Source organism: Paenibacillus sp. Soil522, from assembly GCF_001428245.1.
Taxonomy (GTDB): Bacteria; Bacillota; Bacilli; order Paenibacillales; family Paenibacillaceae; genus Pristimantibacillus.
Map to the genome: position 1 here is coordinate 85,527 of NZ_LMRV01000044.1, position 23,417 is coordinate 108,943.

At 48.6% G+C, this 23,417-nt stretch carries 19 protein-coding genes; 15 read left to right on the forward strand and 4 right to left on the reverse strand.

All coding sequences use genetic code 11. The features are described 5' to 3' along the window. Nucleotides 1–386: 386 nt before the first annotated feature. The 9 genes from ASG81_RS14130 (at nucleotide 387) to ASG81_RS14170 (ending at nucleotide 13,162) form a co-directional block, all read left to right on the forward strand. Entirely contained in the window at nucleotides 387–1,808 is a 1,422-nt protein-coding gene (locus ASG81_RS14130) for an ABC transporter substrate-binding protein (RefSeq protein ID WP_056635082.1), read from the forward strand. A gap of 171 nt (nucleotides 1,809–1,979) precedes the next feature. After that, nucleotides 1,980–4,979: an extracellular solute-binding protein gene (locus ASG81_RS14135; protein WP_056635088.1), complete on the forward strand. Its 3,000-nt coding sequence runs from the start codon at nucleotides 1,980–1,982 to the stop codon at nucleotides 4,977–4,979. Nucleotides 4,980–4,981: 2 nt separating this feature from the next. Next, nucleotides 4,982–5,941 (forward strand): carbohydrate ABC transporter permease, encoded by a 960-nt coding sequence (locus ASG81_RS14140; protein ID WP_081417359.1) that lies wholly within the window; start codon nucleotides 4,982–4,984, stop codon nucleotides 5,939–5,941. Nucleotides 5,942–5,947: 6 nt separating this feature from the next. Continuing rightward, nucleotides 5,948–6,808 carry a carbohydrate ABC transporter permease gene (locus ASG81_RS14145; protein WP_056635090.1) on the forward strand — a complete coding sequence of 287 codons (861 nt, stop codon included), beginning with the start codon at nucleotides 5,948–5,950 and terminating at the stop codon, nucleotides 6,806–6,808. A gap of 13 nt (nucleotides 6,809–6,821) precedes the next feature. After that, nucleotides 6,822–8,321, forward strand: a complete 1,500-nt coding sequence (locus ASG81_RS14150; RefSeq protein WP_056635094.1) for an NHL repeat-containing protein — start codon at nucleotides 6,822–6,824, stop codon at nucleotides 8,319–8,321. Continuing rightward, nucleotides 8,305–8,922, forward strand: coding sequence for a YIP1 family protein (locus ASG81_RS14155; protein ID WP_056635098.1), 618 nt, complete (start codon nucleotides 8,305–8,307; stop codon nucleotides 8,920–8,922). The genes ASG81_RS14150 and ASG81_RS14155 overlap by 17 nt, the downstream gene beginning before the upstream one ends. A gap of 9 nt (nucleotides 8,923–8,931) precedes the next feature. After that, the gene (locus ASG81_RS14160; protein WP_056635101.1) at nucleotides 8,932–11,295 is read left to right on the forward strand and encodes a DUF5696 domain-containing protein; all 2,364 of its coding nucleotides are present in this window, start codon (nucleotides 8,932–8,934) and stop codon (nucleotides 11,293–11,295) included. Nucleotides 11,296–11,297: 2 nt separating this feature from the next. Then, nucleotides 11,298–12,176 carry a carbohydrate ABC transporter permease gene (locus ASG81_RS14165; RefSeq protein ID WP_056635104.1) on the forward strand — a complete coding sequence of 293 codons (879 nt, stop codon included), beginning with the start codon at nucleotides 11,298–11,300 and terminating at the stop codon, nucleotides 12,174–12,176. Between the two features lie 5 nt (nucleotides 12,177–12,181). After that, entirely contained in the window at nucleotides 12,182–13,162 is a 981-nt protein-coding gene (locus ASG81_RS14170; RefSeq protein ID WP_056635107.1) for a carbohydrate ABC transporter permease, read from the forward strand. A gap of 85 nt (nucleotides 13,163–13,247) precedes the next feature. Here the strand turns inward: ASG81_RS14170 and ASG81_RS14175 are convergent, their stop codons facing one another. Further along, nucleotides 13,248–14,162: an ArsR/SmtB family transcription factor gene (locus ASG81_RS14175; RefSeq protein WP_056635109.1), complete on the reverse strand. Its 915-nt coding sequence runs from the start codon at nucleotides 14,160–14,162 to the stop codon at nucleotides 13,248–13,250. 255 nt (nucleotides 14,163–14,417) lie between these two features. On the opposite strand from ASG81_RS14175, the gene ASG81_RS14180 reads away from it, so the two are divergent. Continuing rightward, the gene (locus tag ASG81_RS14180; RefSeq protein ID WP_235548871.1) at nucleotides 14,418–15,389 is read left to right on the forward strand and encodes a glycoside hydrolase family 43 protein; all 972 of its coding nucleotides are present in this window, start codon (nucleotides 14,418–14,420) and stop codon (nucleotides 15,387–15,389) included. Nucleotides 15,390–15,444: 55 nt separating this feature from the next. On the opposite strand, the gene ASG81_RS14185 is transcribed toward ASG81_RS14180, so the two are convergent. After that, nucleotides 15,445–16,773, reverse strand: a complete 1,329-nt coding sequence (locus ASG81_RS14185) for an FAD-dependent oxidoreductase (RefSeq protein ID WP_200961516.1) — start codon at nucleotides 16,771–16,773, stop codon at nucleotides 15,445–15,447. 356 nt (nucleotides 16,774–17,129) lie between these two features. On the opposite strand from ASG81_RS14185, the gene ASG81_RS14190 reads away from it, so the two are divergent. From ASG81_RS14190 to ASG81_RS14200, 3 genes are all read left to right on the forward strand, one after another. Further along, complete coding sequence (locus ASG81_RS14190; protein WP_056635113.1) at nucleotides 17,130–17,921, forward strand: SDR family NAD(P)-dependent oxidoreductase; 792 nt, start codon at nucleotides 17,130–17,132, stop codon at nucleotides 17,919–17,921. Between the two features lie 66 nt (nucleotides 17,922–17,987). Then, nucleotides 17,988–19,088, forward strand: coding sequence for an IS200/IS605 family element RNA-guided endonuclease TnpB (gene tnpB / locus ASG81_RS14195; protein WP_155971568.1), 1,101 nt, complete (start codon nucleotides 17,988–17,990; stop codon nucleotides 19,086–19,088). A 177-nt stretch (nucleotides 19,089–19,265) separates the two neighbouring features. Beyond that, the gene (locus tag ASG81_RS14200) at nucleotides 19,266–20,006 is read left to right on the forward strand and encodes a GTP cyclohydrolase II (RefSeq protein ID WP_056635116.1); all 741 of its coding nucleotides are present in this window, start codon (nucleotides 19,266–19,268) and stop codon (nucleotides 20,004–20,006) included. A 614-nt stretch (nucleotides 20,007–20,620) separates the two neighbouring features. On the opposite strand, the gene ASG81_RS14205 is transcribed toward ASG81_RS14200, so the two are convergent. After that, entirely contained in the window at nucleotides 20,621–20,827 is a 207-nt protein-coding gene (locus ASG81_RS14205; RefSeq protein WP_056635118.1) for a DUF1657 domain-containing protein, read from the reverse strand. Between the two features lie 196 nt (nucleotides 20,828–21,023). On the opposite strand from ASG81_RS14205, the gene ASG81_RS14210 reads away from it, so the two are divergent. Then, nucleotides 21,024–21,884, forward strand: a complete 861-nt coding sequence (locus ASG81_RS14210; RefSeq protein WP_056635120.1) for a DUF421 domain-containing protein — start codon at nucleotides 21,024–21,026, stop codon at nucleotides 21,882–21,884. 68 nt (nucleotides 21,885–21,952) lie between these two features. Here the strand turns inward: ASG81_RS14210 and ASG81_RS14215 are convergent, their stop codons facing one another. Next, a complete protein-coding gene (locus ASG81_RS14215) occupies nucleotides 21,953–22,285 on the reverse strand; it encodes a winged helix-turn-helix transcriptional regulator (RefSeq protein ID WP_110771033.1) in 333 nt (110 codons plus the stop codon). A gap of 149 nt (nucleotides 22,286–22,434) precedes the next feature. Between ASG81_RS14215 and ASG81_RS14220 the strand changes: the two genes are divergently transcribed. Beyond that, a complete protein-coding gene (locus ASG81_RS14220) occupies nucleotides 22,435–23,409 on the forward strand; it encodes an aldo/keto reductase family protein (RefSeq protein WP_056635125.1) in 975 nt (324 codons plus the stop codon). Nucleotides 23,410–23,417: the final 8 nt, after the last annotated feature.

The following is a 23,417-nucleotide window of genomic DNA, read 5'->3' on the forward strand; positions in this document are numbered from 1 at the left end:
TGAAGCATAAACCGATTAAGGATGCGGTATTTTAAGGAGCTAATTCTATTCCGCGCTTAACGGTTAATAAATTTATTACAATATAAGCATGCAAAGTTGTTGCACTTCTACGCTGTTTATGTTGTGGGTAAAACGGGCGTTTTGCGGGCAAGGCACTGCGTGAACCGTTTTCGTTTAATGATGCTGCTAACAAAAGGGAGTCATAACAGCATGATAGACAAGAAGAATGAGTAATTGCTTCGTTTAAGCAGATTGTACTGATTAATAATTGTATTAAACATGGTTATTATAGCCTTCACAATAAATAGTGTGAGGTACTAATGACTATATCGGTTAAGAGATGAAATGTAAACGCTTTATTTTAAAAAACAAGGGAGGATTTATAGATGAAAAAGATTGCAAGCACATTCATTTTTATGTTGGCTCTCATTATGCTCATTACCGCATGCTCCAGCGGTGCGGGAACGAATACCGTCAATAACGCACAAGGAAACACGCCGGCGAACGCGGAAGGAAACACTAATGCGGCGGCAAACGAGCCGGCAGCGGAAAATGCAGAGACCGATGGCGGAGTTGCCAAATCGACCGTTGATCCATCGATTTCCGGTGAAGTTACGTTCTGGACATTTCTAGACAATAAAAAGAATGATGCGGCTCTTCAAAAAGCATTTAACGAAGCGTATCCGAACATTAAGCTGAAAACGATCTTTGTGCCGTTTGGCGATTTGCATGACAAGCTGCAAACGACTTTGGCAGCAGGCAAAGGAGCACCGGATGTCGCGCTCGTCGAGCAAGGTCAATTCCCTCGCTACAGCACAGGAAACGTGCTTGAAGATTTGCTTCAACCGCAATATGACGCCGGCAAATATCAAACTCTTGTATCGGAGTACAACTGGAACCGTTGGTCTTCGATTGACGGCAGCAAATTGCTCGGTATGCCGTGGGATATTACACCTGGTGTGACTTACTACCGCGCTGATATTTTTGAAGAGCTTGGCTTGCCTTCCGATCCTGCTGAGCTTGGTGAATACATTCAAGAACCGGAAAACTTCTTCACGCTTGCCCAAACTTTGAAAGCAAACGGCAAGTATGCATTGGAATGGCGCGATTCACCGGTTCACTGGCTGGGAGATTCGTATGGCTACTATGACGACGAAATGAACTGGGTTCGCAACACAGACGAATTCGTGAAATTCCTTGATATTTCCAAGCAGGTTAATCAGCTGAAAATTGCTCCGCATGATGGCATTCTCAGCGATAAAGGCAAGCAGCGCGTGAAAAAAGGCGAATCCCCGATGTTCGTAGCCGGAAATTGGGCCGCGCGCGCTCTGGCAGAGAACTTCCCGGATCAATCGGGCAAATGGAGAGCGACAACGATGCCTTTCGGTCTTAATGTAGGTATGGGCGGATCGACGTTCGTTATCCCTTCGCAAAGCGCGAACAAAGACGCGTCATGGGCATTCGTAGAGTTTATGACGACGTCCGAAGCAGCATGGAAGCTATGGATCGGGGAATCCATTCAACCGGATTATAAGCATATTACAAGTCAAGAATGGTACCTCGCTCATACGAATCCATATCTCGGCGACCAAGAGGATTTCAGGTTATACAGTGAGCTGGCCGGCTTAATTCCTATAAGACGTTATACACGTCTTGACGGTATGGCATGGCCGCTGTGGGTTGAAGGCGTTCTCAAGGCGCTTGATAAAAACATCGACTCGAAAACGGCTATTCAGCAAACGCAAGAAAACGTTGAGAACAAGCTGAAGGCCGAAAAGGAAAAATTGATCAAAGAGCTTCAGCAGTAAGCTATAGCTTCTGTCGTATTGACCGCGTCTGATTGTTCGAATCATCCTTCCCGCGAAGGATGATTCGGCATTTTAACTCAACCAAATTTAAATTTCATCGCGAAACGATAGCAACGCCTCCAGAGGATGACGTTAGCCGTTTACGCTAGTATGGCAAGGGGGTGCTCCTTGGTGATTCGTTGGCTAAACAAGTATAAGGTAACAGTGGCTGTTATTGCCGCATTGGTCTGTTTCTTTATGTGGTGGAATAATTCACGAGGCTACAACGATGATGCAATGGCTGGAATTACGGTGAATGCAGCAATCGATGAATCGTCAATTTTGGAAGGCGAAGACGCCAGCAGCAAGCTGGAGCCGTCTTTTAATAAATATGTAGACAGCTGGAACGAGCAGGGCGCTGCGGATACGGCCGATTTCAGAGTCACTCTTTCCTCCACTGATTATTTGACGGTCAGTGAGTCGGGGACAAGCATACAATCCGGCCTCGGCGGCCAAGCGGGCCAAATGCTTGCGCTTATCGAAGAGGATAGCTGGGCGGATTATGCCTTTGAGGTGCCGCAGGATGGCTATTATCAAATGGGGATGAGCTATTATGCGATGGAGGGCAAACGCTCATCCATCGTTCGAAGCGTGCAAATTGATGGGAAATATCCGTTTTACCAGGCGAAAAAGCTGGAATTCCAGAGGATGTGGAAGGAAGCCGGCGAGCCTTGGTTCGACAACCAAGGCAATGAATTCAATCCGCGCAGGGAAGAGACGGCAGGCTGGCAATACCGGGAGTTCCGCGATTCGGAAGGCAAGACCTACGAACCGTTTCGCTTCTATGTGACGAAGGGCAAGCATACGCTGCGCCTTCAAGCGGTGCGCGAGCCGGCAGCAATCGGGAAAATTGATATTTACTCGCCGAAGCAGGTGCAGACTTATGCGGAGGTCGCCAGCACCTACGGGCAGAAGGGCTATAAGAAGACGGAAGGCCAGCTCATTAAGGTGCAGGCGGAGCTGTCGACCTTGAAGTCCGATCCGACATTGAAGCGTATCGAGGATCGCGAGCCGGCAACGGAGCCGTTCAATAAAGATTCGATCGTCCTTAATACTTTCGGCGGCGCAAGCTGGCGGACTGGAGGGCAGTGGGCCGAGTGGGAAGCCACGGTGCCTGAGAGCGGCTTGTATGAAATCGGAGCCCGTTATGGACAATGGTTTCTGAACGGCATGCCGACTCAGCGTACGGTAACGATCGACGGCAAGCTGCCTTTTAAAGAAATGAATGAAATCTCTTTCCCTTATAAGCCCGAGTTCCAAATTTCGAAATTCGGCGGCGACAGTGAGAGTAAAGAGCCTTATCTCTATTATTTGGAGAAGGGCAAGCATACGATTCGAATGGAAGTGCAGGTCGGTGCGCTCGGGCGGATGCTTGAGACGATTACCGATACGACGCGCAAAATGTCTCTGCTCGGCCGGGAGGTAATTCAAGTAACGGGAACGAATCCCGATCCGAACGGCGACTGGCGCTTGGAGCAAAATATTGCGAGCCTCGTGCCGCGCCTGCAGCTTATGGCAAAGAGCTTCGATGATGCGATCAAGGGATTGTATGCGCTCGGCGTCGACGAAGGCAGCTCGGAGGTAAGCACGCTTTACGAGGCGCGCGATGTGATTCTCAGCCTGTCTAAAGACACGGCTTCCATTCCGGGACGCATGAGGCAATTCAACGATTTGCAGGCGTCGCTCGGGACATGGGTGAACGGGCTGAGCAAGCAGAGCCTGCTGCTCGACTATCTGATCATTAAATCGCCGGATACCGCTTGGCCGGCTCCGGCTGCGGGCTGGATAGCCAGAACAGGCACGATGCTTTACGACTTTACGAGCTCCTTCACGAAAAATTACGGCGGCATCGGCAACGTCTATGAGGACGAGAAGGTGCTCGACGTATGGGTAGCCAGAGGCCGTGACTGGGTCGATATCATTAAGCAAATGATTGACGAGGATTTCACGACAGAAACGGGCATTAAGGTGAACATTAACGTCATTCCGGCGCAGCAAATGCAGGTGCTGCTGCTTGCCAGCACGGCCGGTGTCGCACCGGATGTCGCGCTCGGCGTAGAGGGCGAAATTCCGATTGATTACGCAGTCCGGAACGGGCTTATTAACTTGGAAGAGTTCGACGATTACGACGATGTAGCCGCACGCTTCAGGCCAGGCGCGCTCATTCCTTACAAGTACGACGGCGGCAGCTATGCTCTCCCGGAAAATCAAAACTTCAATATGTTGTTCTACCGCAAGGATATTATGCAGCAGCTGGGCATAACGGAGGATCAAATTCCGGATACATGGCAGGAAGTGATGGACCTCATTCCGATTTTGCAGCAAAACGGGATGGACTTCTTCTACCCGCATGCTCCGAATAATCCGGCGCAAGCAATCAATGAATTCGCGCCGTTCCTGTTCCAGCAGAACAGCGAGTTCTACCGTGAAAACGGCAAATACTCCAACCTCGATGCGCCGGAGGCGATGCAGGCGTTCAAGCTGTGGACGGGTCTGTTCACGAACTTCAAAATTTCGAAGCAGGCCGATTTCTACAACCGTTTCCGTTCCGGCGAAATGCCGATCGGAGTGGCGGATTACTCCACCTACGTGCTGCTGTCGACTGCGGCGCCGGAACTTACCGGCTGGTGGGGCATGAAGCCGATGCCGGGCATTCAGCAGAAGGACGGGCAAATTAACCGTTCAACCGGAGGCATTGCACAAACGGGCATGATTTTCAAAGACACCGATATGAAGGAAGAGTCGTGGGAGTTTCTGAAATGGTGGACGAGCGCCGATACGCAGGAACGATTCGGCTCCGAGCTCGAAGCGCTGCTTGGCGTTGAGGCGCGCTGGAATACGGCTAATATTGAGGCGCTGACGCGTATGCCTTGGCAGTCCTCCGATATCGATGCCATTCTCGAGCAGTGGGAATGGTTCAAGGAGCGCGAGGTTGTAATCGGCGGCTACTACACGACAAGGCATATCGCGAATATATGGAACCAAATTGTATTGAACGGCAAAATACCGCGTGAAGCGGTGGAGGAAGGCGTTAAGGAAATCGATAAGGAATTGCGCAAGAAGCGCGAGGAATTTGGATTGAACGACGAAACTACCGAACAGGCAGCTTCAAAAGGAGGCGACAGTCCGTGAAAATGAACGCAGATCAGGCGGTAACCGTAGCCACACCGGCTGCGGAGCGCCTCCGTGAACCGGGAAAATTGTCCTTGCTTTGGCAGGAAATGAAGAGAAACAGGGTTTCGTACCTGTTTCTCGCCCCTTTTCTTATCCTGTTCACGCTGTTTACGATCGTACCGGTCGTAACATCAGTTGTACTCAGCTTCACGTATTACAACATCTTGGAGACGCCAAAATTTATCGGCCTGTCCAATTACAGGCTCTTGTTCGTCGATGACGACATCTTCCTTAAGGCGATCGGCATAACGTTGAAATTCGCGTTCATTACGGGGCCTGTCGGCTATGTAATGGCGTTTCTGCTGGCTTGGCTCATTAGCCAAATTCCGCAAAAATACCGCTTTTTCTATACGCTTTGCTACTATACGCCTTCGATAACGAGCGCGACGGCGATGTCGGTTGTTTGGCTCTACCTGTTTGCGGGCGACCGCAAGGGCTTGCTTAACTACTTTGCGGCTAAGCTTGGCATTATCGATGAGCCTTATTTATTTTTGCAAAATATTCATTCGATCGTGCCCGTCATCATTATCGTCTCGCTTTGGATGTCCATGGGGGTAGGCTTTCTTGCCTTTCTTGCCGGTCTTCAAAACGTACCTAAGGATCTGTATGAAGCAGGGGAAATTGACGGAATCAAATATAGATGGCAGCAGCTCATTTATATTACGGTTCCATCGGTTAAGCCGCAATTGCTGTTCGGTGCGGTGCTCCAGGTCGTTAGCTCACTGACCGTATTCGATGTCAGCGTGCAGCTCGTCGGGTTGCCGAGTCCGCTTTATGCGGGCCATACGATTTTGACGCATTTATTCGATTACGCCTTTATCAAGTTTGAGATGGGCTACGCCGCGGCAATCGCGGTTGTGCTGTTCGTCATGATGATCGGACTGAACCGTCTCATATTCAATTGGCTAGGAAAGGACTGAACCGATATGACTGGCGCAGTGAAAGGCAGAAAGGATTGGGGAGGCTATTTCCTTTATCTATTTCTAACGTTGTTCGGTCTTTTGATGCTTGCACCTCTCGTTTACATGGTGTCCACCGCCTTTAAACCGACAAGCGAGCTGTTCCTGTTTCCGCCGCGGTTTTTCGTGAACAATCCGACGTTGATCAATTTTCGCGATCTATTGCTCATAACGGGAACGACGAGCGTACCGTTTTCACGCTTTATTTTTAACAGCTTGCTTGTCAGCTCCTGCATCGTCGTATTCGGAATCATCGTGTCGGCCATGGCGGCTTATCCGCTTGCGAAGCATAACATGCCTTTCCGCAGCGCGATTTTCAATATGGTCGTGCTCGCGATTATGTTCTCGCCGATGGTCGTCCAAATTCCGCAATATTTGCTCATCAGCAAAATCGGCCTTATCAATACGTACTGGGCGATGATATTGCCTTATTTGGCCGCTCCGGTCGGCATGTTCCTGATGACGCAGTTTTTACGTCAAATTCCGGACGCTTTGCTCGAGGCGGCGCGCATGGACGGCGCTTCGGAATGGAAGGTGTTCTGGGTCGTCGTTATGCCTATGCTGAAGCCGGCCCTTGCAACCTTTGCCTTATTCAGCTTTATATCCGCTTGGAACGATCCGTATCCGGCCATGGTGTATACGACCGATCAGGATATGAAATCGCTGCCGCTGGCGATCCAGACGTTAAGCGGCGGATATGGCGTCGTAGCGCGTGTCGGCACACTCGCTGCCGCCAGCTTATTGATGATTGTGCCGACGATTATCGTCTTTATCGTAACGCAGCGCCTGGTGCTGCAAACGATGGCGCATTCAGGTCTGAAAGAGTAGGAGGACTGCCGGGATGAAGCAGGTTACGATATTCCGATTCGTTGTCAGTACGGCTATCGCTTTACTGATGCTAGTTACAGCTCTGCCGGTTCAAACGTTCGCGGCTTCTCCTTATGAGGGATATACGAGGAATAAGCTGGGCGAAGACGTGCATTCGATTAACGGGTACATGTACGAGAGCTCGATCGACGGCTACAACCTGTCCTCGGGGCCGTTCAACGCGCCTGAAGATATTTTTCTGGCTGATGACGGAACGATTTACGTCGTCGACACCGGAAACAGCCGGGTCGTGCATTTGGATACGGATCATAAGTTGCTGAATATCATCGGGGACGCGGAAGGCGACGGCATGCTGAACGAGCCGAAGGGCGTTTATGTGAAGCAGGACGGAACCGTCTTTGTCGCCGATACTAAAAATCAACGAATCGCTATTTTTGATAAAAAGGGCAAATTCGTAAAGCAGTTCGGCAAGCCTGAAAGCCCGCTGCTTGGCGCGACCTTCTCGTATTCCCCGTCGAAGCTGCTCGTCGACAAGCGCAATTACATGTTTGTCGTGAGCGACGGCAATACGCAGGGCCTCATTCAAATTGATCCGAACGGTCAATTCAAAGGCTTCTATGGAGCTAACCACGTCGGTTTTAGCTGGAGCAGGCTGTTCGTTAAGCTCGTAGCGACCGATGAGCAGAAGGCGAAGCTGTCCGTTGCGAAGCCGCTCGAGTTCTCCAATGCGGTGCAGGACGCGGAAGGCTTCATCTACACGACGACGCTCGGAACGGAAATGAATCAATTGAAGCGGTTATCGCCCGTAGGCGTCGATACGCTCAACGTTGTTCCGAAGAGGTACGGCGGACGCTTCGATGCCGGTCCGTTCGAGGTGCCGTCGTTTCTTGATTTGGCCGTAGACAAGGACGGCGTTATCACAGCGCTGGATTTGCAATCGAGCAAGGTTTATCAGTACGACAAGCTTGGTAATTTCTTGTTCGTGTTCGGAGGGCTCGGGGATCAGAATGGCTTGTTCGTCACGCCTTCCAGCCTGGCGCAGTCGCAGGACGGCACGGTGTATGTGGTGGACAAAGGGCGCAATCGCATCGATCTGTTCCGTACGACGCCGTTTGCCGAACTGGTGCATGACGCTTCGCGGTTATTCGTCGACGGACGCTATAAGGAAGCGGAGGGGATGTGGAACGAGGTGCTGCAGTTGAATGCCAACTTCGATCTAGCCTATCTCGCTATCGGCAAATCGCTCTATAAAGCGGAAAACTATAAGGATGCGATGACTTATTTTGAGCTGGCAAGATCGCGCTTCGATTATTCGGTTGCGTTCAAGGAATATCGGAAGGAATATTTCAGGGAGCATTTTGCCCCAATATGTCTAGGAATCATAGTGCTGATTATAACTTTGCGTTACGTCATTCCTTTCCTATGGCGAAAGGTGAACGCGATGCTGACAGACCGCAATACGTCTAATGCGGCTCGAATGAAGGGAGGGGTGCCCCATGATCGCCACGTTTAAAATGATGCGGCAAGTGCTTGTGCACCCGATTGATTTTTACCACGACATCCAGGAACCGGGACGCATTAAATGGAGGCAAGCGTTGTTTATAGTCGCACTCGCTTATATCGCTAGAATGATTGCGATTCTAATTACGGGTTACGCCTTCGAGACGAGAGAAATCTATGAGATTTCTTTCGTGCATGAGTTGATTTGGATCGTTGTGCCATGGCTAACCTGGACGGTGTCAAATTGGGGCGTAAGCGCGATTCTTGAGGGAGAAGGGAAGTTTAAGGAAGTGTTCGTCGGCAGCGCGTTTGCGCTGGTGCCGTATGCCATCTTCAATATTCCGATCACGCTGTTAACGAATATTTTGGCGCTGGATGAAAGCTCGATTTATTCATTCCTTATCAATTTCACCCTCTATTGGGTCGGTTGGCTGCTCCTGCTGAAGGTAAGAATCGTTCACGATTTCGAGCTGGTAAAAATGGTTTGGATTACGGTACTGAGCATCGTTGGCATATTGATCATCTGGTTTATCGGCATTCTGATGTTTGGCTTAGTCAATCAGCTTATTAACTTTGTAGTGGACATGTTCAAAGAAATAAACTTCCGAAGGTAGGTGAACGAGATGAGGAAACAACGAAAATGGCTTATTATCGCGGCATTGCTGCTCGTTGTCAGCATATTCCCTCACTTCGGGACCGCGGAAGGCGATATCCAGGTTCAAGCGGAGGAAGATGCAGGCAAGAGCGCTCAGGATACGGCTGCAGTCAACGCGGATTCGGATTCCGCAGCAGTTGCGGATACATCCGCTGTTGAAGATGCTCCGCTAGATGTGGCTGTGACGGAAACAGTGGTACCCGCCTCCCAGGGCGAAGTGAAGCGCTATCCCGTGACTGCAACAAAGCAGATTGCGGAAAACGATAGCTACAAAATGTATATCGATGAGAAAACAGGCAATATTCGCCTCGTTGATAAGCACACCAATAAGGAATGGCTCGGTACGCCGCAGCTGCCCCGGACGACGATGCCTAATAATAAGAAGTTTATGGATGCGGCCGTTCACGTGAAATATACGGAGGGCTCGGATACCGTTCAAACGTATTTGACGAAGGAGAAGGTAAACAAGCTGAAGATCGAGACGATCGACGGCGGAGCGAAGGTGACCTTCCAATTTGTCAAGGAGAAGCTTGAGTTTGCGATTGAATACCGCTTGGCCCAGGACGGCTTCGAATTAACGATTCCGGAGGCTTCTATTAAAGAATCCGGAAAAGCAAAGTTCGTGAGCATTGAACCGCTGCCATTCTGGAATGCCGCAGCGGATACGGAGAACGGCGCGATTTTCCTGCCGGACGGCTCGGGCGCGCTGATGAAATACAGCGAGAAGCATCCGCAATTTTTTGCCGGCTATTCGGAAATGATTTACGGCGCAGATCCCGCTTACGTCACGCAGTCGCATGAGAACATCGATCAGATGTGGAGACAGAAGCTCGCGCCGAAAGAGAAGGTCGCGCTGCCTGTATTCGGCAATTACCGAGATGGGGTCGCTTCACTGGGGATCGTAACGAAGGGGCAGTACGATGCGAAGATCAACGGAACGCCATCAGGCATTCGCGCGATCTCGTATTACCGGACGTCTGCGGAATTCGTATATCGCTGGAGCGATGTTATTTTTATCGGAACATCGGGTGAAATACCATTTTTCCAGGGCAACTGGATCAAAGGCGACAGACAGACGCATTATGTGCTGCTGCAGGATAAGCAAGCCGGTTACGTCGGCATGGCGCAGGCGTACGGCAAATATTTGCAAGAAGATCAGGACGTTAAGCCGGTGGAACAAACGGCGGTTCCTGTAAAGGTGAAGCTGCTCGGCGGCATTCTGCGCGATGAGGTGCTTGGCGATACGTTTATTTCGCTGACAACGTTCGAGCAGGCGCGTGAAATCATCGACGCCTTCCAGCAGAAAGGGATCGCGAATTTGGAGCTTACGTTTTCCGGATGGTCGGATGACGGCTTGTACGGCGATCAGCCCGATCACTTCCCTGTCGAGAAGAAGCTGGGCGGGGCGAAGGAGCTGAAGGAACTGGCCGCGTATGCCGCCAATAAAGGCGTATCGCTTTATCTGGAAGCGAATTATGCCCGCGCATTCTCGGGGAGCGGCGGCATGAAGAAGAATAAAGACGCTATTCGCGGAATGGACCGCGAAGTCGCTCCGAGCACTGATTATTATATCGGCAGCAGATGGAATAACGATAGCCGGCTCTATTATTGGATGAAGCCGGATCGCGTCATTGGCAAGCATCTGAACAAAGAGCTGAAGGACTACGCGAAGCTGGGCATTTCCGGCGTTCATCTAGCTTATTGGGGAGACACGCTCTACTCCGATATCGATCCGAAGTCGCTTACTGCGCGCGGCGATACGGCAGCGGCTTGGGTGAAGGCCGCCGATGCGATTCGGGAGGCTGCCGGAGGAGCGTCTGTCGATTACGGCTTTGCTTATATGCTCGGACATATAGACGGCATAAGCGGGGCGCCGATGGATTCCAGCCATTTTATTTACAATGACGAGACCGTTCCTTTCTATCAGATCGCGGTGCGCGGACTAGTGCCTTACGCGGCTAACCCTATTAATTTGCGAAACGATGCGCAGAACGAGCTGCTTCGGATGGTGGAGTTCGGCGCGCTGCCAAGCCTTGAGCTGACGTATGAGCCGACGGCGAAGCTTCAGCGGACGATGGAGGACCGGCTCTGGAGCTCGCAATATACGACGTGGATCGATGAGGCCGCTGAACAATACAAGGAGATAGAGCAAATCTATCAGGCGATCTCGAATCAAGCGATTGCCGATCATGAGAAGCTGGACAGCAGCGTGTACAGGACGACTTATGCGAACGGAACGAAGGTTATCGTCAATTACGGCGCGCTGCCGGTGACGGTTGACGGCGTTTCTATTCCAGCAGCAGGCTATCTCATGCAGAACGGAGGGAAATGAGCATGGGCAAAAAATTAGGACTCTCGATGAGAGGCCGTCACATCTTTGAAGGCTATTCGTTCATTTCCATTTGGATCGTCGGCTTCTTGCTGTTCATGGTCATTCCGCTCGGCAAGTCCCTTTATTATTCGCTCAACAATTTGGAGGTTACGAAGGAAGGCTTAAAGGCGTCGTATACGGGATTAACCCATTACCGCGCAGCCTTTACGACAGACATTGATTTTGTTCCGCTGCTGCAAAGCACCGTAACGACGATGCTGTCGCAGGTGCCGCTCATTCTTATATTTGCGATGTTCAGCGCCCTGCTGCTTAACCGTCAGTTTCGCGGACGCACGCTGTTCCGCGGGATTTTCTTCCTGCCGGTCATTATCGCGTCCGGCGCGATTTTAAGGGAATTGCTGGAGCAGGGCGCCGCCCAGCTCCCGATCTTCTATCAATATGACCTTTACGGCAAGCTTAACGCGTTCATTCCGGACAGCATCTTGGAGCCGCTTCTCCAGTATGCGGATTCGCTTACGCTCGTCATGTGGGATTCGGGCGTGCAAATCTTGATTTTTATTGCCGGCTTGCAGACGATTTCCCCTGCGCTTTACGAAGCGGCAAAATGCGACGGGGCGACGAAATGGGAAAGCTTCTGGAAAATTACGTTCCCGATGATTATGCCGATGATGTTCGTTAATACGCTTTATAGCGTCGTGAACTCGTTCACCAAAACGGATAATCAAATTATGAATCACATTATGAACAACGTATTTAAAACGAATAATTACGCTTACGGCTCTGCAATGGGCTGGATTTACTTTATTGTGATTTCGGTCGTGCTGGCGGTCGTGTTCTTCATTTTCCGCAAAAGCTTATCAGCGACTGAAGGTAGGGGGTAGAGGGCATGAGTTCACCAAGTATGACCGAAAAATATGCGGGTCTTCAAGACAAAGCGGAAACGGTCTGGAAGGTAACGTGGATGAAGCGCGGACGCGGCATAATCGGAACGTTCTTCTACTATTTAGTCATTCTTAGCTTGGCGTTCGTATTCGTCTATCCGTTGCTGTATATGGTATCGAAATCCCTCATGCGGGCGGAGGACGTGGCGGATGCTACGATTCAGTGGATTCCGAAGCAGTTCAGCTTAACGAACTATTCCATCGCGCTTGAGGAAATCAATTTTTGGCCGGGACTGCTAAATAGCTCAATCATTTCGTTCGGCAGCGCGATTCTGCAAGTCATTAGCTGTTCGATTGTCGGATACGGCTTCGCGCGTTACCGCTTCCCGGGTCAAGCGCTGTTCCTAGCGATGGTTGTCTTTACGTTTCTGGTACCGCCGCAGACGATCGTCGTGCCGCTCTTTACCTTTTTCCTCGATTTGGGCTGGGTAAATACGCATTTGCCGTTTGTCGTACCGGCGCTGCTCGGTCATGGGCTAAAGGGCTCCTTGTTTGTGCTCATCTTTATTCAATTTTACCGCACGCTCCCGAACGTGCTGGAGGAAGCGGCGAGAATTGACGGTGCGGGCGCATTCCGGACGTACTGGATGATCATGTTCCCGCTAGCCAAGCCTGCCATGCTGGTCGTGTTCTTGTTCTCGGTCGTCTGGCACTGGAATGATCTGTTTGAGCCCAATATGTATTTGCTCGTTCCAGAGTATTTCAACCTGGCGCAAAATATGGCTTTCTTCAACGGCAATGCGAATCTGGATCTTCAGCAGGCGTCCAGCTCGGTATCGTCAGGCACGCTTGGCATGGCGCCAACGCTGCAAAACCAAGTTATGGCCGGCGTCATGCTCACGATCCTGCCCGTGCTAATCCTGTACATGTTCACGCAGCGCTACTTCGTAGAAAGCGTTGAGCGTTCCGGTATCGCGGGTGAATAGATAGTGGCGGCGCCGGTTACGATCTACAGGCTGATAATCACGCAGTATAAGAGAGAGGGAGCGTCAGCGGCTTGCGCCGCTGGCTCTACTCGTTCCTTTCATAATAAAGCTTGAAGACGATGTCTTGGTTATAGTTGCCGAAGCCGGAGCCGAATAAGGTGACGCCGCCTACATTCTCTGCGTCTTCCTCTACCGCTATGCGGAATTTCCATTGCTTGCTTAGTATATTGACATCATCAAGGGTCACGTTGGATATTTGCTGGCCGTCGATAAATGTTCCGTTTGGCGTAATTTTCAGCACCTTAAGCAGGCCATATTGATTGATTTCGTCCCACCACCAATCAGGCGTATACTTCCCGCGCTTACCGCCGAAGTCGCCCGGGCTTGTCCATATGCCGATTTTGATGCCATTTAAGTAAAAGGAAATGTCGGACGGCCAATTCTCATTGGCAAAGGGGGCTTCTGACGATATTTCGAATGAAATTTCGAGCTCGGTAGGGTTTTCGCTTCTCAAGAGGAAGTTGGCAATTTTGTATTCAATGAAGCCGCTGCTGAACCATAATATTTTGGCATTGATACGTTCCGTATCCAAGAAAAAACGCGGCTCGTCGAACATCCCGATCACCTTCATGGTTGATGCGAGGCCACAGGTGGGTTCCACTTCAAAGTCGGTGTAATGACCGACGGAAACGATAGATTCGTGATAGGAACGCAGCGCCGGGCGTCTTCTGGAAGGGAAATCGATTTCAATGCTGTCGGTGATGAGCTTGCACATTTTTTTGGTTCCGCCGCTGCTGGAAACCATCTCAGAGCTGATTAATCCGGCCTTCTCCAGCTTTTTTACATGCATCGTCATGATGGGGCTGCTTAACTCGAGTGCTTGCGCGAGATCCTTGATGTTCATTTCCTGCTGGGCAAGCAGTTGAATAATTTTCAGTCTTACATCGCTGGCTAATGCCTCATAGATAGGTAAATGCGTATCTGATATATCGATTTTCATGCTTTCACTCCGCTCAACTTATTTAACGATACAAAATGATTATCTGGATAGCTTTATTGAAGCAATGACATGATGGATACTGCATACGTTTTCGGTCATGTACGGACTAAATAAAAGGGCATGATCCATTTATTTTATATGTAAATAGTTGGATTTACAAATAATATTATAAGAGTTTACCTATATGTAAATAGAGTCATGGATGCAATTGAATGTCTCAAATATATAGAATCTTTGGCTGGAGGATTGAGAGAAATGATGAGAACAGAACCATTCGGGCAGTCGCAGAAGCAGCTGCGTAATCCGTTAATAGAGCAGCGTGCTGATCCTTGGGTATTAAAGCATACGGACGGATTTTATTATTTTACGGGCTCCGTGCCTGAGTACAACAGAATAGAACTGCGGAGAGCGTCAACGATTGAAGGACTTACTGACGCCGAGCAGGTTGTCGTATGGAAGAAGCATGATAGCGGTTCGATGAGCAAAAACATTTGGGCGCCGGAGCTGCATTTTATCGCTGGTAAATGGTATGTATATTTCGCTGCGGGAAGGGAGGACGCGCCATTCAGACACCGCATGTACGTGCTCGAGAATGAGTCGGCTAATCCGCTTGAAGGCAGCTGGACGGAGAAGGGGCAAATCATTACGGATTGGGACTCCTTCTCTCTGGATGCTACCAGCTTCGAGCATAACGGAGAGCAATATTTAGTATGGGCGCAGCAGGACCCGGCCATTCAAGGCAATTCGAATTTGTATATTGCTGCGATGAACAGCCCATGGAAGCTTAAGAGCAAGCAGGTGCTGATCACAAAGCCGGAGCTCGACTGGGAGGTTATCGGCTACAAGGTTAATGAGGGAGCGGCTGTTCTGAAGCGGGGCGGTAACATCTTTTTGACCTATTCCGGCAGCGCCACGAATCATAATTACGCGATGGGGCTGCTGACGGCGGCAGAGTCCAGCGACTTGCTCGATCCTGCTTCTTGGGTGAAGTCGCAGGCAACGGTGTTTGCGAGCTGTCATGAAACGAGTCAATACGGGCCGGGGCATAACAGCTTCACGGTATCGGAGGACGGCAAGCAGGACATATTAATCTATCACGCCCGCAGCTACAAAGAAATTGAAGGCGACCCGTTATTTGACCCGAATCGTCACGCCCGAGCCAAAGTGTTCACGTGGAACGCCGACGGTACCCCGGATTTCGGCAAACCGCCTGCTGATACGATATAATTAGAAAGGAGCCGCCTTAATAAGGCGGCTCCTTTCTGCAGATTAGTGGTATTCACTATACAGCCTGCAAACCGGCTTGGTTAAGCAGATTCCACGGCTTGTTGTAATGCGGCTGGAAGAAGAAGTCGACGTAGCTTAATTCGTCCATCGTCATGTTGTTCTGTATGCACACCGACAGCGTATTTATCGATTGCGTCAGATCGGCCTTCGATAGCACCTGCGCGCCGACAATTCTGCCGCTGTCCGCTTCATAAACGACCTTCAGTGTAACTTGCTCGTAGGTTGGCATAAACTCGGGACGGTAGTTGTCGATGATTGTGACATTTTTCACATTCATTCCCGCAGCAAGCGCGGCCGTTTCCGTTAAGCCGGTCGATGCGATATTGTAATCATAAATTTTGATTCCCGAAGTACCTTGCGTTCCGAGATACCGGACGGTTGGTTCCATTAGATTTTTGGCAACGAGCGTTCCCATGCGTACGGCGTTTGTTGCGAGCGGGATGTAAGCATTTTGACCAGTCGGATTGTAGTGGACTGCACAGCTGTCGCCTGCGGCAAACACATCCGGGTTACTCGTTCTCATATAATCATCGACGATGATTGCTCCGTTTGGCAGCATGTCGACTTGGCCCTTCAAAAGCTCAGTATTAGGACGGAAGCCGATGCAGAGGACGACGAGATCCGCTTCATATTGTCCAGCAGTCGTAATGACAGTCGTTACGCGGCCTTCGCTGCCTTTGAACGCAGTAACGGTTTGACCGGCAGCAATCGTAATCCCTTTATGAAGCAGCGCCTGCTCGGTTACATCCGTAAACTCCCGATCTAAATATTTGTATAAAATACGCTCCATATTATCGATCAAGGTGACTTCCTTGCCAAGCTGCTCGAAGGCTTCAACCAGCTCGATTCCGATATAGCCAGCGCCGATGACGGCTATTCGTTTCACTTTTCTAGCTTTCTCGATAATAGTCTGCGAATGGTTGTAATTTTTGCAAAGCACGATATTTTCCAGTTCAATTCCATCCATTTGCGGAATGATCGGCCACGAGCCGGTCGTAACAACAAGCTTATCGTAGGTATCTGTGAATTCTTCGCAGGTTATGAGATTACGGACCTGAAGTTGTTTGGCATCCGTATCTACCGCAAGCACATCATGACGCATATTCGTCGTAACGCCGAGCTTAGCGAGCTGCTCGGGCGAAGCGTAAAACAGCTGCCCGGCATCCTTTACGACACCGCCAACATGAAGTGCGATTCCGCACGATAGAAACGAGATGTTGTCGTTCCGTTCATATACCGTGATACGAGCCTCGGGGTAAAGCTTAGCCATTTGCGTAATAGCAGCAGTTCCTGCATGTGTACAGCCAATAACTGCAATTTTCATCGTCATATTAAACGCCTCCTATTGTAGGTGTAAAGCGAGCAAGCTGCAGCTGCAGCCGTCTTTATAACGTGAATTATTTCACAATCCATTGCATTATGTGAAAACATTCACAACCTTTTCTTGCTATTATCATATGCGCTTTTGGAACAAATGACAAGGGCTGCTGAAGCATTTCCAGAAATATTAATTAAATTTTCAGATTATTTGACACGACTTAGCCATAAATAGAGAGGCCAATATGTACTGGTGATGAAGTTATTTTGGAAGTATGATTGGAGATATTAGAGGTGAAGCATGCGGATAAGCTTATCTTACATGTGACAATTGCTTGAGCAAACATTGGAGGAGGAATTCAGATGCAAGCGGATTACATTGATAAAATCGTTCTCATAACGGGTGCAGGAGCGGGAATAGGCCGAGCGCTTGCAATTGCGTATGCCGAGCAAGGAGCGGTGCCCGTTCTAGTTGATAAAAATGAAGCCGGACTAGAGCAGACAGAGGTGCTGCTGCAGGAAGCAGGCTATGATTCCTTATCCTTTGTTATCGATATGAGCAAGCCGGATGAGATCATTCGGCTGTTTCACGATGTCGAAACGGTTTTGGGGAGATTGGACATCGTTATTAATAATGCGGGCTTCGGCATATGGAAGTCACCGTATGAGCTGTCGATCGATGAGTGGGACAGCGTTGTGAATACGAACCTGCGCGGTACGTTCGTCTGTTCGCGCGAGGCGGCCAAGCTGATGCGGGCAACCGGCGGCGGAGCGATCGTGAACATTTCCTCCACGCGGGCGGTGATGTCGGAGCCGAACTCGGAAGCCTATGCCGCCTCCAAGGGCGGAATCCTTTCGCTTACGCATGCGCTTGCCGTCTCGCTCGGTCCGGATCGGATTACCGTCAACGCCATTTGTCCGGGCTGGATCGAGACGGGCGATTACGATAAGCTAAGGCCGCAGGATCACGTTCAGCATCCGTCACAGCGTGTCGGTAAGCCGGCGGATATTGCGCGTGCGTGTCTCTATTTGACCGGCCCGGGGAATGATTTTGTAACCGGCACCCAGATTACGATTGATGGCGGGATGACGAGGAAAATGATTTATTATCTTAGTCGAGAAGACTCCCTCTTCAACGTAGTAAGAGGGAGATGAATCGATTTCTTTTTGGTTTATGAATGCGAACATATGTGCTATAATTTGGATGAGGGGGTGATACCAATACTTGTCCATAAAGCCTACAAATTTCGTATCTATCCAAACCAAAAACAAGCAATACTCATGAACAAAACGATAGGCTGCACTCGTTTTGTGTTTAATTTTTTCTTGGCTAAGCAGCTGGAAAAGGATGCTTATTGGCACATTGTCGAAGAAATGAAGCAAAGCGGTCAATTGCCCTCGAACGAGTGGAAAGGCGAGTTTTTCAACAAATATGAAGCCATCAAAGGCGTTCGGGAGTTAAAACAGCATTATCCTTTTCTTAAAGAAGCGGATAGCATAGCCTTACAAAAGTCGCTTGAAAATCTAAACGATTCATATACCCGCTACTATAAGAAGCAAAATGACAAACCACGCTTCAAAAGCAAAAAGAATGCCGTACAATCGTATACGACCAAACAAACAAATGGCAATATCACGGTGTCAGGTAACCATATCAAGCTGCCGAAGCTCGGTTTGGTTCGTTTCTCCAAAAGTCGTGAGGTTGAGGGAAGAATCCTAAATGCTACGGTTCGCCTTCATCCAAGCGGTAAATGCTTTGTATCACTGTTGGTAGAAACCGAAGTACAGGCGTTGCCCAGAACCCATTCCGCATGCGGGATTGATGTCGGGCTAAAGGATTTTGCTGTTGTCAGTGACGGAACCGTCCATCAGAATCCGAAGTGGTTTCAGCGATTAGAACAGAAGTTAGCAATCGCACAGCGAAGGCTTGCAAGACGAACAAAAGGATCTTCGAATTGGCATAAGCAGCGGATTCGGATAGCTCGTATTCATGAACGCATTGCGAACACACGAAACGATTACTTGCATAAAATCTCTACCGAGATCGTCAAAAACCACGACATTATCGGGATCGAGGATTTAGCGGTAAAAAATCTATTGAAAAACGCAAACCTTGCCAAAGCGATCAGTGAAGTATCATGGTCGCAATTTCGTACGATGCTTGCATACAAAGCAAGCTGGTATGGCAAACGGGTGATTACCGTAGCGCGTAACTTCGCCAGCAGCCAATTATGCTCCTGTTGCGGAACGAAAAACAAAGACGTGAAGAATCTCGCCTTGCGTGAATGGGAATGCCCAAGCTGCGGCAGCCATCAACCGTAGGGACTACGGGGATAGCCTAATCTATATATTTGCCCGTTAGGGTAAAGTTCTTAGGAATCCCCCTTCATCAAAAATCAATTGATTTTAAGAAGGGGTAGTTCAAGAGGAATAGTCTTGTTTGCTTCGAGCTCATAATAGTCCAAACGGCTAATATGAACAGGTCAGGAGCATACTCTTATGTTAACTACAGACGCAGTTTCGATTGTCGATCACAAGATTAGAGTTATTGAAAGCGCTAGGGGCATTATTTATTTAGTTGGACCGATTCAGCTTCCCGTAAAGCTGGATGAAGGAGAGACGATATTTCAATGGTATTGCTGGCTGCTCTGCAAAGAGAAGCTGGATGATGCGGCACAAATTATTAAGAAGCTGTCCGCAATTGATTTGGCAGAGATGCAGCAATCAAGCGTGCTTGTTTACGGTGATTTCGAGCAAGCGGAGGAAGCTTGGATTCGCATGCACAGCATTTGTCATACCGGCGATATTTTCGGGAGCAAGCGGTGCGATTGCGGGTATCAGCTGCATGAATCGATGCGCATGATTGTTGAGAAAGGGACCGGCGCCTTATTTTATTTGGCGAACCATGAAGGGCGAGGCATCGGGCTATTCAGTAAAGCGATGGCTTATTTGCTGCAAGAGCAGGGCTACGATACGGTAGAGGCGAATGTGGAGCTTGGTTTTGTAGATGACGCACGCAATTATGGCGACGCCATACGCGTATTGAAGTCTCTTAGGGCGAAACCTGTCTCACTCATTACGAATAATCCGAAGAAGCTGGATGCGCTTCAGGCGGCCGGTCTTGATGTGACGGCACGCATACCGTTGTGGGGAGACCGGTCGGAGCATAATGAACGGTATTTGGATACCAAAATAAATCGTTCCGGTCATATTGCCGCATCAGCTTGTCCTAACGAATAAGCGGGTTGACAAATGGATAGGGCTGTCCAGTCAGCGCATAAATGCGCTGGCCGGACAGCCCTTGTTTGTATCGTATATTTAACCGGACCTCTTCAAATACGAAAGGCCGTAAGGAATCCCCTTGTTAACAGCAAACAGCATGTGTACCAAGTTGTCTAAAACTCGCATCCTAAAACAACGAAAGCCCTACCTCTCTTTCGTCCTCGCGGCTCCGATGACCGCGCCAGTGTGAATCAGAAATACATCACGAAACAGGTTTGGGAATTAACAGCCAAGAAATCAAAATCTGAGGAAAACATTGAATCTTACTGGGGATTTGCTGAGGTTAAATATAATACATTCTCTCCATAATACTATACTTTGAGATGAAATGCAACAACTAAATGGAAAACGAATGACTTTGACTTTTCTGGATACTCCATAAAAGTTCACTTATGCAATCCATACCTCGTTTGCGGAAGTATTACGACATGAAAAAAAGTGAAGGAAAGCCCCCCATAAAGTAGCCGTGATCGGCTTGCGCCAACAAGTTAAATCACGTCCACTCTGTAAGAAAGGGTAATCCTACACTTTATAACTGTCTGTTATCTCTTTTTTGTTTCTAAATATATTTATTAGAAGCCTTTATATTGAGGTTCTTCGTTTTCTAATTGTTGGACACGACTTTCCAACTGCTGCAAAATTTGATCAGTTTGCCCTGCAGCATTTGTAAACAGGGTTTTTGCTTCTTGATTTTGAGTTTCCAAAGCAAATTGTTCAAGACTTGCTTGAGCACTCTTTAGTGATGCTACACAGGTCTTTACTTGGGACGCTACTGTCACGATATCACCTCCTCTAATTATTATCCTATTTATAACGACATTATTATCGAACTGACAAGCATTTATTATGAGTGGATTAAACCGATACTTTTTTCTAGGAATGGATAAAGATTCCTTGTCCTTCGCTTCATAATATTGGCGATTTCGACAAACAATTTATAATGTTATGGCCAAGTTAAGTAGAGGAGGATCTTGCGTGCCAGAATGGATTGAAATTGTTATTCGAACCTTATTAGCGGTTAGCGCATTGTTCGTTTTTGCCAAGGTTTTAGGGAAAAGACAAATATCTCAGATGTCCATGTTTGAATACGTTACGGGGATTACGATCGGCAACTTGATAGGCTACATTTCTTTGGATACAGACAGTGAGTGGTACCTGGGCTTGATCGCATTACTTGTTTGGGTTCTTGTTTCATTGGGAATTGAATACTTGCAATTAAAAAGTAAAAAAGCAAGAGATTTTATTGACAGCAAAGGGAGAGTATTAATTAAAGATGGAAAAGTATTGGAAGATAATTTGAGAAAAGAAAAGCTTTCTTCCGATGAACTGATGGAGCAATTGAGAAAAAAAAGTGTATTTAAATTCGCTGATGTCGAATTTGCGATCATGGAACCAAGCGGAGACATTAATGTGCTGTTAACTCGGGAAAATCAGCCGCTTACTCCTAAACACCTAGGAATCAAAGTCGGACCCGAGCAGGAGCCGCAAACGGTTATCATGGATGGTAATATAATGGACGAACCACTGGCAACTATAGGATTAGATCGGAATTGGTTAAATAGGGAATTAGAAATACTAGGCGTTGCGATTAAAGATGTATATCTTGGCCAAGTTGATTCATACGGTCAATTGGATGTGGATTTGTTTGACGACCAAATCAAAGTGCCACTGCCACAGAAGAAGGCAGCCTTGTTCGCAGAATTAAAAAAGTGTGAAGGGGATCTGATGTTGTTTGGGCTGACAACAAAAAATAAAAAAGCAAAAGAGATGTACGAACAATGCGCAAATCAAATGAGTGAAATCGTTAAGGAGTTAATGCCCGTACTTCATCGATAAAGCTCAGCGATTTCAAGCGGGCATTAAGCCCTAGTCTGATCAAATCTGATCAAACGAGCAAATGTTTTTTATGTCCATCTGGCCGACCATAGCTTCATTTCTTTTAAAATATGATGCAGATCCTCGCCCTTAGGCGTCAGTGTATATTCGACCGTTACCGGTACAGTTGGAAAAACGGTACGTTCAAGCACGCCCTTCTCTTCTAGATGACGGAGCGTGCTTGTTAACGCGCGCGGACTAACCGCAGGAATAAGCTTCTGTATTTCCCCGAATCTTTTGGTGCCGCAAAATAATTCTCTCAGAACAAGAAATGCCCATTTGCCGCCGATGACGTCTAACGTCTTCTCGATATTGCAATCGATAATCACGGGCTCCTTTGGGATGTAATTATGTGCGCTCAATTGGTCATGCCCCTTTCTGTACATTACTATCAACAAGTATAGTATATATACTAATGATAATAAAGTGAAAAAACATTCACTACTTTAATAATTGAAAGAAGTGCTATACACTACTACTTGAGAGCAATGATAAAGAGGAGTGTAGGCAGATGAAATATAGGAAACTTGGCAAGAGCGGACTTAAGGTAAGTGAAATCGGACTCGGAAGCTGGTTAACGTACGGTACGGCAACGGAAGCGGAAACGGCACAGGCATGCATCCATAAGGCGTATGATCTAGGCATCAATTTCTTTGATACCGCCAACGCATATAATAACGGCGAAGCTGAGAAAGTCATGGGAGACGCTTTGAAAGCGTATACGCGCAGCAGCTACGTGCTTGCAACGAAGGTATTTTTTCCAATGGGTAAGGGTCCTAATGACCGCGGTTTATCAAGAAAGCATATTGTGGAGCAGTGCGAGGCGAGCTTAAAGCGTATGGGCACCGACTATATTGACCTTTATCAATGCCACCGCTTTGATTCGGATACGCCGGTAGAAGAAACGCTTCGGGCACTCGACGATTTGACTGCTCAAGGGAAGGTGCTTTATACCGGAATCAGCGAATGGACGGCAGATCAAATTAAGAATGCCGCCGATACGGGCAGGCGTCTTGGACTGCGGCCGCTCGTTTCCAATCAACCGATATACAATATGTTCGAGCGTTATATTGAGCGGGATGTCATTCAGGCCTGCGAGCGGGAAGGGATGGGGCAGGTTGTATTTTCTCCTCTCGCACAGGGCGTTCTGACAGGTAAATACAAGCCGGGCCAAGCAGTACCGCCTTCCAGCCGCGCAGCGAACGATAAGACGAACGGCGTCATTAACAGCTATCTGCGTGATGATGTGCTGCAGGTTGCCGAGAAGCTGGAGCGTCTTGCGGGAAGCATTGGCGCTTCTTTATCCCAATTTGCATTAGCATGGGTGCTGCGCCAGCCAAACATAAGCTCGGCAATTATCGGGTCAAGCCGTCCTGCGCAAGTAGAAGAAAATGTGAAGGCTGCCGAGATCAAACTAACGGATGAGCTGCTTGCGCAAACGGAAGCTATTTTGGCAGAAGTAAGCGGATTTGCTCCTTTACGCTAAAAAAATAA